General features: G+C 67.5%; 9 protein-coding genes and 4 tRNA genes. 12 read left to right on the top strand and 1 reads right to left on the bottom strand.

The genetic code is table 11. The annotated features are described in order from the left end of the window. Nucleotides 1–1,162 (bottom strand): hypothetical protein (locus tag VMJ70_03540; GenBank protein HTO90181.1); only part of this gene is annotated, 1,162 nt, incomplete at its 3' end. Nucleotides 1,163–1,324: 162 nt separating this feature from the next. On the opposite strand from VMJ70_03540, the gene gltX reads away from it, so the two are divergent. The 12 genes from gltX to VMJ70_03480 form a co-directional block, all read left to right on the top strand. After that, nucleotides 1,325–2,785, top strand: a complete 1,461-nt coding sequence (gene gltX / locus VMJ70_03535) for a glutamate--tRNA ligase (protein HTO90180.1) — start codon at nucleotides 1,325–1,327, stop codon at nucleotides 2,783–2,785. Between the two features lie 67 nt (nucleotides 2,786–2,852). Beyond that, a complete protein-coding gene (locus VMJ70_03530; protein ID HTO90179.1) occupies nucleotides 2,853–3,896 on the top strand; it encodes a D-alanine--D-alanine ligase in 1,044 nt (347 codons plus the stop codon). Nucleotides 3,897–3,911: 15 nt separating this feature from the next. Then, nucleotides 3,912–4,973, top strand: a complete 1,062-nt coding sequence (locus VMJ70_03525) for a M42 family metallopeptidase (protein HTO90178.1) — start codon at nucleotides 3,912–3,914, stop codon at nucleotides 4,971–4,973. Nucleotides 4,974–4,993: 20 nt separating this feature from the next. After that, entirely contained in the window at nucleotides 4,994–5,884 is an 891-nt protein-coding gene (locus VMJ70_03520) for a mechanosensitive ion channel family protein (protein HTO90177.1), read from the top strand. 12 nt (nucleotides 5,885–5,896) lie between these two features. Continuing rightward, nucleotides 5,897–7,324 carry a cysteine--tRNA ligase gene (gene cysS / locus VMJ70_03515; GenBank protein HTO90176.1) on the top strand — a complete coding sequence of 476 codons (1,428 nt, stop codon included), beginning with the start codon at nucleotides 5,897–5,899 and terminating at the stop codon, nucleotides 7,322–7,324. A gap of 468 nt (nucleotides 7,325–7,792) precedes the next feature. Continuing rightward, entirely contained in the window at nucleotides 7,793–7,951 is a 159-nt protein-coding gene (locus VMJ70_03510; GenBank protein ID HTO90175.1) for a hypothetical protein, read from the top strand. Between the two features lie 40 nt (nucleotides 7,952–7,991). After that, nucleotides 7,992–10,400 (top strand): sigma 54-interacting transcriptional regulator, encoded by a 2,409-nt coding sequence (locus VMJ70_03505; GenBank protein ID HTO90174.1) that lies wholly within the window; start codon nucleotides 7,992–7,994, stop codon nucleotides 10,398–10,400. Between the two features lie 870 nt (nucleotides 10,401–11,270). After that, nucleotides 11,271–11,343 (top strand) — tRNA-Thr (locus tag VMJ70_03500). Nucleotides 11,344–11,395: 52 nt separating this feature from the next. Continuing rightward, nucleotides 11,396–11,481 (top strand) — tRNA-Tyr (locus VMJ70_03495). A gap of 29 nt (nucleotides 11,482–11,510) precedes the next feature. Beyond that, nucleotides 11,511–11,585 (top strand) — tRNA-Gly (locus VMJ70_03490). Between the two features lie 359 nt (nucleotides 11,586–11,944). After that, nucleotides 11,945–12,020, top strand: a tRNA-Thr gene (locus tag VMJ70_03485). Between the two features lie 156 nt (nucleotides 12,021–12,176). After that, the coding region (locus tag VMJ70_03480; GenBank protein ID HTO90173.1) for a GTP-binding protein at nucleotides 12,177–12,851 on the top strand (675 nt) is incomplete at its 3' end.

The raw sequence follows: 12,851 nt of genomic DNA, 5'->3' as shown, positions 1-12,851 counted from the left end.
ACGACAACGCGCCGAGGCGCTGGACGTCCGGGGCCGTGCACACCGCAACTCCCGCCGTGGCCCACAGCAAGTGTCCCACGCCGTCGATGCGTTGCGCGAAGATTCCGGTCGAACTCGCCCCGGGTCGAAAATCGTTCCACGCGAGGACCGCGCCACTCGCGCCATCGCTGCACATGCGCGGACTAATCTGATTGTTCGGCGCGGCGCACACCACGTTTCCGTCCGCGTCCCAGCCGGGTGCAAGCTTGCCGTTCGCAAGCACGCGCTGCGCGTACACGTCCTGGCCCGCCGTCCCCGTGGCGCCGCGCGACTCGCTCCAGCCCAGAATCACCCCGCCCGCGCCGTCCGAAACCATCGCTCCCAGTTGGCGATTGCCGGCTGCCGTGGTCATCGCGACACCGGTCGCCGGCCAGCCCGGTGCCGGATCCCCACCCGCGGTGAGCCGCAGCGCGAAGATCTGCGATTGCCCCGACCGGCCACTCGACCACGCGAGGATCGCGCCGCCCGCGCCATCGGAGACCAGGGCCGGGCCGATCAGGTCGTCCGCGCTCGGGACGATGGTGCGGCCGAAGTCACCCCAGTGAAGTCCGCCCTGCGCGTCGACCCGCTGTGCTCGGATCTCGCAATCGATGCCCTCGATCGGTGTCACCGGGCCCCACACCGCGATCACGCCGCCCTGACCGTCGGAAACCAGATGGGACTGGAAATCCACGCCGACCGCCGAAGCGATGCGGAGACCGCCGGCCGGCCAGCCCGGCGCAAAGCCGCCGATGGCATCGAGGCAATGGAGCATCTCGACGGTTTTGCCGGCGTTCTGCCGCACGGTCCAGGCGACGTAGAGATGTTTCTGGTCGTCGTAGAGCAGAGTCTCGCCCGTCAGCAGATTGAGGAGCGGGTCGAACACCGGGAGCCCGGCGCGCGGCCAACCCGGAACGACGTTGCCGAGCGCGTCCACTCGAATCACCGACACTTGCCAGTAGTAGCCCGCGCCCTGTTCCCATTCGAAGAACGCGCCGCCCGCCCGATCCGGGATCAAGTCGCGAAAGATCTGAACGCCGGGTCCCGGGACGAGCGGCGCTCCGTCGAGCGTCCAGCCGGCGCGGGACGCCGAGGGAACGGCGAGACCGACCAGCATGGCGAGCACGATCGCGCGAAGCGTCACCGCGGTGTCCTTTCCCGAATGCGCGAGCGTCTGGTCGCTCGAGGCGAGCCGCTGATCAAACGATAGGAACGATGCCAGGCCGGCGCAAATCAATTCGGCGGCGAGTTCGCTTCCGGCAACCCGCAGGACAATCGCGCCGCGACTCACTAATATCCGCCCCCCATGCCCGATCCCAAACCGGTTCGCGTCCGCTTCGCTCCCAGTCCCACCGGCTGGCTGCACGTGGGGGGCGCGCGCACCGCCTACTTCAACTGGCTGTTCGCTCGCCAGCGCCGCGGCCGCTTCCTGATCCGCATCGAGGACACCGATGTCGCGCGCAACGATCCTGCCGCCGAGCGCGGCGTGCTCGACGACTTGAAGTGGCTCGGGCTCGAGTGGGACGAGGGTCCCGATGTGGGCGGATCGCACGGTCCCTATCGACAGAGCGAGCGGCTCCCGCGCTACCGCGAGGAGGCCGAGCTGCTGGTGTCGCGCGGGCTCGCCTATCCGTGTTTTTGCACCGAGGCCGAGCTGGAGTCGCGCCGGAAGGCGGCGCTCGCCGCGGGACGCCCGCCGCACTACGACGGCCAGTGCCGCCGGATGTCGGGCGCCGAGCGCGACGCGGCCCGGGGCGAGGGCCGCGCCGAGAGCATTCGATACGCGGTCGAGCCGCGCGATTGGGTGCTGCACGACGCGGTGCGCGGCGAGGTCCGATTCCCGGCCGGCATGGTCGGCGACTTCGTGCTGCTCCGCTCGAACGGGCTTCCGACCTACAACTTCGCCTGCGTGATCGACGACTCCGCGATGGAGATCTCTCACGTGATCCGCGCCGAGGAGCATCTGCCCAACACCGCGCGGCAGCTCATGCTCTACGCAGCGCTCGATCGCGATCCGCCGGCGTTCGCGCACCTCGCGCTGATCCTGAATCGCGATCGAACCAAGATGAGCAAGCGCGACGGCGAGGCCGCGGTGGCGGTGGGCGACTGGCGGCGTGCCGGCTACGTTCCGGAGGCGATGCTCAGCTACCTGGCGCTGCTCGGCTTTCACACGCCCGACGAGCGCGAGATCCTGTCGCGCGAGGAGCTCTTGAAGGAGTTCACGCTCGATCGAGTGGGGAAGAGCGGCGCGATCTTCGACCCCGACAAGCTGCGCTGGATGAATGCCCACTACCTGCACCACGCCGGCGGCGCGCAGTTGCGCGCCTGGGCGGCGGACTTCCTGCCGGCGTCGGTGAGGACGCTGCCCGACCGCCAGCAGGAGCGTCTGCTCGAACTGGTGCGCGGCAACGTCGCGACGCTCGCCGAGCTGTCGCAGGAGCTCGAGCCCTACCTCGCCGAGCAGGTGACGCTCGAGCCCGACGCCGCGGCGGCGATCGCGACCGAGCCCGCGCGGCGGCTGCTCACCGCGCTGGCCGGCGATCTGGGCGGGCTTGCTGACTGGAGCGGGGAAGTGTTCAAATCCGCGCTTCAATCGGCCGGTGCGCGCCTCGGACTCAGGGGTCGCGATCTGTTCCAGCCAGCGCGAGCGGCACTCACCGGGCGCACTCATGGGCCCGAGCTGCCGCACGTCGCCGAAGCGCTGGGCCGCGATCGCTGCGTGTCTCGACTGCGCGCGGCGGCCGCCGGCTCGGTGATCCACGGCTGAGGGCGGCCCTCGAGCCGGCCGCCGAAGCCGCGGAACGTCTGCACCACGCCTCGAAGAGGAATCCGGAATGAAGGTGGCGCTGCTGATGGGAGGGCGGTCGTCCGAGCGCGAGATCTCGCTGCGCACCGGGCGCGGGATCGCGCAGGCGTTGCGCAACCTCGGGCATCAGGTGACCTCGGTCGACGCCGCCAACGGCCGGCTGCTTCCCGCCGGCGAAGAGGAACGGGCTGCCCTGCCCGCCGAGCAGGTGCGCGCGCTTCCCGCGACGACCGCCGCGATGATGACCAGCTCGCAGGCGGTCGCCGAGGCGGAAGTGGTGCTGATCGCGCTTCACGGCGGCGAGGGCGAGGACGGCACGATCCAGGCGCTGCTCGAGCTCAGTGGACGCCCCTATACGGGTTCGGGCGTGATGGCCAGCGCCCTGGCGATGAACAAGGCGATGTCGAAGCGCATCTTCGAGCACGAGGGCATCCCCACGCCGGAATGGCAGCTGATTCGCGCCGGGGAACCGATGCCGACGCTCGACGTCTCGAAGCTTGGCGGCTACCCGCTGGTGGTGAAGCCGAACGCCGAGGGCTCGACCGTGGGTCTCACGGTGGTGACGGGCGAGGAAGAACTGCCGGCCGCGATCCAGGAAGCCGGGCGCCACGGATTCGAGATCCTGATCGAGCGCTTCATTCCCGGCCGCGAGCTGACGGTCGCGCTGCTCGGCGACGAGGCGCTGCCGATCGTCGAGATTCGCCCGAGGCACGGCCACTACGACTACGAAGCCAAGTACACCTCGGGCATGAGCGAATACTTCTGCCCCGCGGATCTTCCCGCGCCGCTCGCGCAGAAGATCAGCGAGCTGGGCGTGCGCGCTTCGCGCGCGCTCGACTGCCGCGGCGTGACGCGCGTGGATTTCAGGTTGTCCCCCCAGAACGAGCCGTACTGTCTCGAAGTCAACACCATCCCCGGCATGACGCCGACCAGTCTGGTGCCGATGGCCGCCAGGGCGCGGGGAATCTCGTACGACCAGGTCGTGCAGCGCATGATCGACCTGGCGCTCGACGAACACCGTCGCCGGCGCGGAGTCCGCACCGCGGAGTCCGGCGAAGCCAGCCGAACCTGACGCAACGGAGAACCCATGGACTCAACCCTGAGTTTCCTGAAGGAGCTGGTCGAAGCCCACGGCGCCCCCGGATTCGAGAACCAGGTGGCGACCGTCATGGAGCGCCACCTGAAGGGCATCGGTGCGATGAGCCGCGATCGCCTGGGGAGCTTCATCTGCGAGAAGAAGGGTTCGGCGGCGGGCCCGCGCGTGATGCTGGCCGGACATCTCGACGAAGTGGGCTTCATGGTCAAGTCCGTGACCAAGGAGGGCTTCGTCAAGTTCCTGCCGCTGGGCGGCTGGTGGGGCCACGTGGTGCTGGGCCAGCGCCTGATCATCAAGACGCGCTCCGGCGATGTGCTCGGCGTGGTCGGCTCCAAGCCGCCGCACGAGCTGATGGACGAGGATCGCAAGAAGGTGCTCGAGGTGCGCCAGATGTACATCGACGTCGGCGCGACCTCGGACTGGGACGTGAAGAAGAAGCTCGACATCCGACCGGGCGATCCGATCATTCCCGATTCGGCGTTCACGGTGATGGCTCATCGCAATCTGCTGCTCGCCAAGGCCTGGGACAATCGCATCGGCTGCGCGCTGGCCGCCGAGACCGCGCGAAGGCTCAAGGGCGTGGCTCATCCCAACACTGTCTACGCCGTGGCCACCGTGCAGGAGGAAGTCGGCCTGCGCGGCGCGCAGACCTCGGCGTTCAAGTTGAATCCCGACGTGGGCATCGCTTTGGATGTGGGAATCGCCCACGACACTCCGGGGACCGAGGGCGACGAGAAGCTCGGCGGCGGCCCGCTCGTAGTCGTGTTCGACTCGAGCTGCATTCCCAATCGGGGCCTGCTCGATCTGGTCATGGACACCGCCAGGAAGCTCAAGCTCCCGCTCCAGTTCGAGTCGGTAGAGCGTGGCGGCACCGATGCCGGGCGCATTCACGTCAACGCCGAGGGCGTGCCCAGCATTTCGATGGGCGTGCCGGCGCGCTACATCCACAGCCACGTCAGCATCATCGATCAGCGTGACTTCGAAGCGACGGTCAAGCTGCTGGTGGCGCTGGTGAAGCGGCTCGACAAGAAAACCGTGGCCGGGCTGGTCTAGCGCGTCGTTCGATGACCCCGATGTTCGCCGCCGTGATCCTGGAGACGCGCAACGGCTGGCGCGCGCTCTTGCCCGAGACCGACAAGCTGGCGCAGATGGCATACCGCATCGGCCTCACGCTGGCGGTCGCGTTCGTGGTGCAGCGCCTGCTGTTCCTGGCGGCGGCGCGGATCGAGCGGGTCGTGCTCCGCGCCGGCGGCGACAGCGAGGCCGCACGCCAGCGGGCGCGCACGCTCAATCTGGTGATCCGGAACGTCGTCACCACCCTGGTGATCGCCGGCGCCTTCATCCGGGTCCTCGCGGTGCTGGGCTGGAACATCCAGCCGCTGCTCGCCGGCGCCGGCATCTTCGGCGTGGCGCTTGGGTTCGGAGCGCAGACGCTGGTGCGCGACATCATCGCCGGCGTGTTCATCCTGACCGAGAACATGTTCTCGGTGGGCGACCTGATCGAAATCGACGGCAAGCCGGCGACGGTCGAGAGCATCACGCTGCGCATCACCACGCTGCGAGACTTCAACGGCTATGTCCATTTCGTTCCCAACGGCGAGATGAAGACCGTGACCAATCGCAGCCGCGGCTGGCAGCGGCTGGCCGTGGACGTTCCGGTGGCGACCGGCGCCGACTTCGACGCGGCGATCGGGGTCTGCCGCCAGGTGGCGAAGGAGATGAACGAGGATCCGGCGTGGCGTGCGCGGCTCATGGATCCGATCGAAGTGTGGGGCATCGAGTCGCTCACACCGACCGATGCGACGCTTCGTCTGGTCCTGCGCGCTCACCCGGGTCCGGACGCGCCGGAAGTCTCGCGCGAGCTGCGGCGCCGTGTGCACTCCGCGCTGGCGCGCGCCGGCCATCGTTTCAGCGCCGGCCGCGAACTGGTCCTGTCGCCCGGCGCCCAGCCCGCTCGCACCTGACCGAGGAACCCCGTGACGCTCCGCATCTACGACACCCTGACCCGCGACAAACGCGAATTCGTTCCCGTCACACCTGGCCAGGTGCGCATGTACGTGTGCGGCATGACGGTTCAGAACAAGCCGCACGTCGGGCACGTGCGCGCCTCCCTCTCGGGCGAGGTGATGCGGCGCTATCTCGAGCACCTCGGCTACGAGGTGAGCTACGTCTACAACTTCACCGATGTCGACGACAAGATCATCGCCCGAGCCAACAGCGAGGGAGTGCCCTGGGAGTCGGTGAGCGAGCGCAACATCGAGGCCTATCTCCGCTTCGCCGACTTGCACAACATCGAGCGGGCCACCGTCTATCCGCGCGCCACCCAGCACATCCCCGAGATGCACGCGATGATCGCCGGCCTGATCGCGAAGGGCCACGCCTATGCGGCGGGCGGCGACGTGTACTTCGACGTGCGCTCGAAGAGCGACTACGGAAAGCTGTCGGGGCGGCGCGTGGACGAGCTGCGCGAGGGGTATCGCATCGAGCCGGGCGAGGCCAAACGCGATCCGCTCGACTTCGCGCTGTGGAAGGGATCGAAGCCCGGCGAGCCGGCGTGGGATTCGCCGTGGGGGCCGGGTCGGCCCGGCTGGCACATCGAGTGCTCGGCCATGGCCATGCGATACCTCGGCGAGACCTTCGACATCCACGGCGGGGGCCAGGATCTGATCTTCCCGCACCACGAAAACGAGATCGCCCAGAGCGAGGCCTTCACCGGCAAGCCGCCGGCGAATTTCTGGAGCGAGAACGGCATGGTCAATCTGGGCGGCGAGAAGATGTCGAAGAGCACCGGCAATCTGTTCTTCATCGAGGACATCGCCGAGCAGGTGGACCCCGAGGTGGTGCGCTATTACCTGCTCTCGACTCACTACCGGAGCCCGATCGAGTTCACTCTCGAGCGATTGAAGGAGGCGGGCGTCGCCTACGCGCGGCTTCGCTCGCCGCTCGAGCGCGCCGGAGCGTGGACGGGTGAGCTCTCGCCGCCGCCGAAGGGGGTGGGCGCGATCGCCGCCGCGGCCGGGGTCGGAGGATGGCTCGGGGAGGCGGTGGCTTTGGCCGATCGCGAGTTCCACGAGTCGATGGACGACGACTTCAACACCGCCAGGGCCATCGGGCACCTCTTCGACCTCTCTCGAGCGGTCAATCGGGCCCTCGATGAGGGTGTGGGGGCGGAGGCCCGAGGTGCCGCTCGCGCTCTGTTGCAGCTCGGCGCGGTGCTGGGGATGTTCTGGCGGGCCCCGGCCACCGAGGAGTGGCCCGCCGAGGTGCTGGCGCTCGTCCGGGCCCGGGAAGCCGCCCGCAAGTCGCGCAACTGGGGCGAGTCGGACCGCCTCCGGGATCAGCTGAAGTCCCAGGGCGTGCTGGTCGAGGACACCGCCTCGGGGCCCAAACTGCGGCGCGCTTGACAGATTCTTGTATCGCCGGACGGCGGCTCGGAGAATCTCACCCCAGCTGTAGCCCGAGCGGGGTCGGGCGGGGACGAGAATTTTGTTGATAGGTCCCTGTCAATGGGAATAGCCTAAAGGGGAGTTCAGGCCCAGCCCAATCCCTCAGACGCTTTGGGGTTCACCCCGTATCCATCCCTGCGCGTCACGGGCATCGGACTTGAGCGCACGCATGGCCAGAAGCTTGGCCAGAGTTACGTACCGGGGACAGGAAGGATGAGAATGCCTCGATTCAAAGCGAATCGCTGGTGGACCTTCATCCTGGCATTGAGCGTTCTGTCCGCACTGGCGATCTCGCATCCAGGCGGGTCGGTTGCCGACGTTTCGCGGGGAGATTCACGGAGCCCCGGCGGCGGCGACGGCACGGCTGGAGGCGGGGGTCTTCCCACGCCCGGAATCGGTGATCCTGACCAACCGTCAGGCGGCACCTTGAAGAAGGGATCGGGCCAGTTTGGCGGCCTTCAGTATTCGAGGAACGCGACGCTCTCGATGCGGTCTGTGGGTGACAGCCGCGACCTGGGCAATGTCTGGATGTGGCGTCTGACCGTGATGGCGCGGGCCCTGCGAATCAGTCTGATTCGCTACTAGCCCTCGTCGTCGATTTGCATCGTTGATCCGGAGTTTCGGCGTGCCGAGCTACGACCCCGATCGCATTTCTCAGCTCGAGGAGCGACTCGCCGTTCGCGCACCGGGAGTGCGCGAAACGGCGCTCGCCGACCTCGAGCTGCTCGCGGATCTCTACCTGCAGGCCGACAGTTACGTGCCGGCCCTCGAGACCATCCAGCGGCTGTTGTCGAGCCCTGAAGCGCGCACGCTGTCCCTCGATCGTCGCGCGGCCATCGAGAGCAAGGCCATTGACTGCCGGCTGGCGAGCGGGGACGTCCAGGCCGCACTCGCACACAGCCGCGAGCTGCTGAACTCCCAGTCCGCAATCGAGTCTCCCGCCCTGATCGGGCGGATTCACCGCCAGTGCGCCGAGGCCCTGTTCCGCATCGGCCGCCTCGACGAGGCACGTGTCTCGGCCGAACGTGCGCTCGAGCTGGCGGATCGCTCGGGAGACTCGCTGCTGGCCGCGCAGACTTTGACTCAGCTCGGGAAGGTCGCCTATCGCCTGGGCGATCTGGACCGGGCTCGTGATTACTACGAGCAGGCGCTGGCGTTGTTCCGCCGGCTGGGCGACGAGCTGCGGAGCGCCCAGATTCGGGCCAACCTCGGCCTGATCCACAAGAACCGGTGCGAGTGGGAGGCCGCCATCACGCACCTGTCCGGGGCGCTCGAGGTCTACCGTACGCTCGGGCAGTTCTCGAACACCGGCCCCGCGCTGCTCAATCTCGGCATCGTGCACCAGAAGAGCGGCGACTGGGGGGCGGCCGAGGAATGCTACCGCGGCGCCGAGCGCGTGTTCCTGCAGACCAACGACCAATGGTCGCTGGCGCAGGTGACGATCGGGCTCGGAAACGTGGCGCGGCTCTCGCGGCGTTTCGTGGAAGCCGAGACCCGCCTGCTGAGCGCGCTCGAACGCAGCCGCTCGGCCGGGGTGCGGCGCGAGGAAACGCTGGCGCTGGAGTTCCTCGGCGAGCTGGAGTTCGATCGCGGGCGCCCGGAAATGGCGCTCGAGCGCTACCGCGAGGCGCTGTCGCTGGCCGAGCGCATCGCGCCCGAAGGCGATCTGGTGGTCGAGCTGGAGCGCCGCCGCGCCGAGTCGCTGTGCGCGCTGCAGCGCCTCGACGACGCGCGACTCGCTTGCGAGCGCGCGACGCGCCTTGCCGAGCGGATCGACGACCGGCTCGAGCGGGCGATCGCCGAGCGCGTGGCGGGCGAGATCGCGTTCGCGCGCGGCGCGCGCGAGGAAGCGCTTCAATACTGGAATCAGGCGGCCGTGCTGCTCGCGGCCTGCCGCGAACGACTCGAAATCGGGCGCGTCGAGATGGCGCTCGCTCGAGCCCATCGCGATCCGCGCGAGTCGCGGCGGCACCTCTACCGGGCGGTGGCGGCGTTCGCGGAGTTGCCCACTCACTACTGGCTGGAGCTGGCCGAGAGCGAGCTGCATCGGCTGATCGGCGAGGCCGCTCCTCCGCCCGCTCGTCCCGCGACGGTGCTGGGACGTCGCCCTCGTGCACCAGGCTTGGTGGCGTGCTCGACCGGGATGCGCGCCGTGGAGCAGTTGGCCCGGCGTGCGGCCGCCACCGAGCTCTCGGTGCTGGTGCTGGGCGAGACCGGAACCGGCAAGGAACTGATCGCGCGCACCATCCACAGCCAGTCGGCGCGGGCCTCGGGTCCGTTCCTGGCGGTGAACTGCGGCGCGCTGCGCGCCGACCTGGCGCTCTCGCAGCTGTTCGGCCACCGGAAGGGCGCTTTCACCGGCGCGCACGCGGAGGGCGTCGGCCTGGTCGAGGCGGCTCACGGCGGCACGCTGTTCCTGGACGAGGTCGGCGAGCTTCCGGCCGACGTGCAGGTGACGCTGCTCCGCTTCCTCGAGAGCGGCGAGTACCTGCGACTCGGCGAAACTCAGGTCCGCCGCGCCGACGTGCGCCTGATCGCCGCCACCAATCGCGAGCTGCGCAGCGAGGACGGCGAGCGGTTGTTCCGGCGCGATCTCCTCTTCCGCCTGAACGAGATCGAGATCCGGCTGCCGTCGCTTCGTGAGCGGCGCGAGGACGTGGTGCCGCTGGCCCGGCACTTTCTCGCGTTCTACGGCGGGCTCGAGGGCCCGCAGCTCGCGACCGACGCCGAGGCCGCGCTGCTGACCTACGGCTGGCCCGGAAACGTGCGCGAGCTCGAAAACGTGATGAAGCGTCTCGCCGCGCTCCACACCGGTGTTCGATTGGTGGACGCTTCCGCCCTGCTGCCGTTCCTCGCCACCGCCGCAGCGATCAGCCTGCCTCTGCCCGCCGATCGCTCCGAGATCGATCGCCGCGCGATCCTGCAGGCCTGGGAGCGCTCGCGCGGCAACAAGAGCCGCGTCGCGCAGATGCTCGGCGTGAGCCGCAAGACGCTCTACGCGCGCCTCCGCAGGCTGAACGTCCAGCTCCAGTAAGCCTTCGCCGCGGTCTTTCGACCGCGCGATCACGCGGTGGTCGTTTGATTCTTGGGCGACTCGCCTTCCCACCCCCGCGCGAGTGTTTCCCTCTCGTGAAATCGCGTCACCCTGTTACCCGCCGGGTAACACCCGAGCCACGGCGTTGAGGCTCATGAGCTTTCCGGATTCCTTGAAGCCCTGAAGTGTTACCCCACCGGGTATCAACCGGGGCATGGTCGGCTCGAGACCGCGCCGGGGTCCGAATAACCTCCGTTCGTGCAATGGCTTGAAATTGTTGGCATTCCAGCAATGTTTCGTCGCGGTTTCGACGAAGTCATGCAATTGGCACGAGCCCTGCTGTTCCCCAGCGCGGATACGGGGATGCAGTCGAGCAGGAGGTCAGCATCCTTGAGACCAGGGGCAGAGTCTTCTGGGGGAAGAGGGCTCAGGGTCGGGGCGGCCGCGACGCAGAACGGCACCTCCATCGGCGTCGCAAGTCGCCCGATCGCCCCACTCCGATGTGGAACTGGAAGTATTCGGGGGCCGCGTGCTCCCGGGGGCTCGTACCAGTTCTGCCGCTGAGTCGGCTCGCAAGAGAGGGGTGAGAGTAACTCGAGTAGGCCGAGATTCAGCTGAGCTGTGAGAGTGGTTCACCGTTCGTAACAAAAAAACCAAATACGCCCGGTCAACGAAGCCGGGAGAGCAGTGGGGTTCATCCCGGTCACTCCCTGTTCTCTCGGGAAGAGGCAGCCAGAAAGTCGAAGTTCCGACTTCTCTCGGCTGCCTTTTCGATTCTGGTGAACGCGATGACCTATCGAGCCTTGACACTCCTTCGAGCCACTCCTAGATTCCGCGGGCTCGGAGTCCAGGCCGGACTCGTCCTACTCTGCTGGCGTAGCTCAATTGGTAGAGCATCTCATTTGTAATGAGGTGGTTGGGGGTTCGAGTCCCTTCGCCAGCTCTGATCGTCTCCGCTCCCTCGAGTGAGCGGACCCTCAACGAACGAGAAGTCTGGAGGGGTGCCCGAGCGGCCAAAGGGAGCAGACTGTAAATCTGCCGGCGTACGCCTTCGAAGGTTCGAATCCTTCCCCCTCCACCAGTCGTTTCGTCGTAAGCTCAGCGCCTCGAGCGGGAATAGCTCAGTGGTAGAGCGTCAGCCTTCCAAGCTGAGGGTCGCGGGTTCGAATCCCGTTTCCCGCTCCATCCTTCATCCGGCCGGCGCCTTCCAGAGGCTTCTGCCCCGCCAAATGGCAGATCGTCGCAAAATCTCCCCGCCGGGTAGCTCCCCGCCCCCCCGTCCTGGACTCCAAAGCGGGGATCAGATCGGGGTTGTCGAGGATCTCCCAACCCCCAAAATTTAGTTGACATACGCGGATCGTGGGCGGTAGATTGCCGTGCTCGTTCGATTCCCCAGGCGTGTTTCCCACCGGAAGGACGCTTCGGGGAAGTGCGTCTTTTCGACGCCCGGGACGTCGAGCCACCTCGACTTCCGTCCAGTGCAGCGCGCCATCCTTGCTCGCGCATCTCGGTGCTGCTGTTCTCGGACGTTTCGGGCGTCGCAAGCCCACGTAGCTCAGTCGGTAGAGCATCTCCATGGTAAGGAGAAGGTCATCGGTTCGATTCCGATCGTGGGCTCCACGCTTGCGGAATCGGGTTCGAGACGCGCCCGATCACGAGAGCGGTACATGACATCTCGCGAAGCAGGCGGAGTTCCACCGGGGACCGCCACCCGATCCGTGAGTCGATCCGCACCGTCGTTCTGCAGTTCCTAGACCCCGAATTCAGGAGTCGCACATGGCGAAGGCGAAATACGAGCGTACGAAGCCGCATGTGAACGTGGGGACGATCGGACACGTGGACCACGGGAAGACGACGCTGACGGCGGCGATGACGATGGTGCTGGCGAAGAAGTACGGTGGGGAGGTGAAGGCATACGACCAGATCGACAACGCGCCGGAGGAGAAGGCGCGGGGGATCACGATCAATACGGCGCACGTGGAGTACGAGACGGAGAAGAGGCACTACGCGCACGTGGACTGTCCGGGGCACGCCGACTACATCAAGAACATGATCACGGGTGCGGCGCAGATGGACGGGGCGATTCTGGTGGTGAGTGCGGCGGACGGGCCGATGCCGCAGACGCGGGAGCACATTTTGCTGGCGCGGCAGGTGGGGGTGCCCTACATCGTGGTGTACCTCAACAAGGCGGACATGGTGGACGACAAGGAGCTGCTGGAGCTGGTGGAGCTCGAGGTGCGGGAGCTGTTGTCGAAGTACCAGTTTCCTGGGGACAAGACGCCGATCGTGATTGGGTCGGCGAAGATGGCGTTGGACGGGGACACGAGCGAGATGGGGGCGGGGTCGATCATGAAGCTGGCGGAGGCGCTCGACAGCTACATACCGCAGCCGCAGCGGCTGATCGACGGGCCGTTCCTGATGCCGGTGGAAGACGTTTTCTCGATTTCGGGT

The sequence above is a fragment of the Candidatus Sulfotelmatobacter sp. genome (assembly GCA_035498555.1).
Taxonomy (GTDB): domain Bacteria; phylum Eisenbacteria; class RBG-16-71-46; order RBG-16-71-46; family RBG-16-71-46; genus DATKAB01.
The sequence above is the reverse complement of the archived record's forward strand: the minus strand, read 5'-3'. Positions and strand labels throughout refer to the sequence as shown.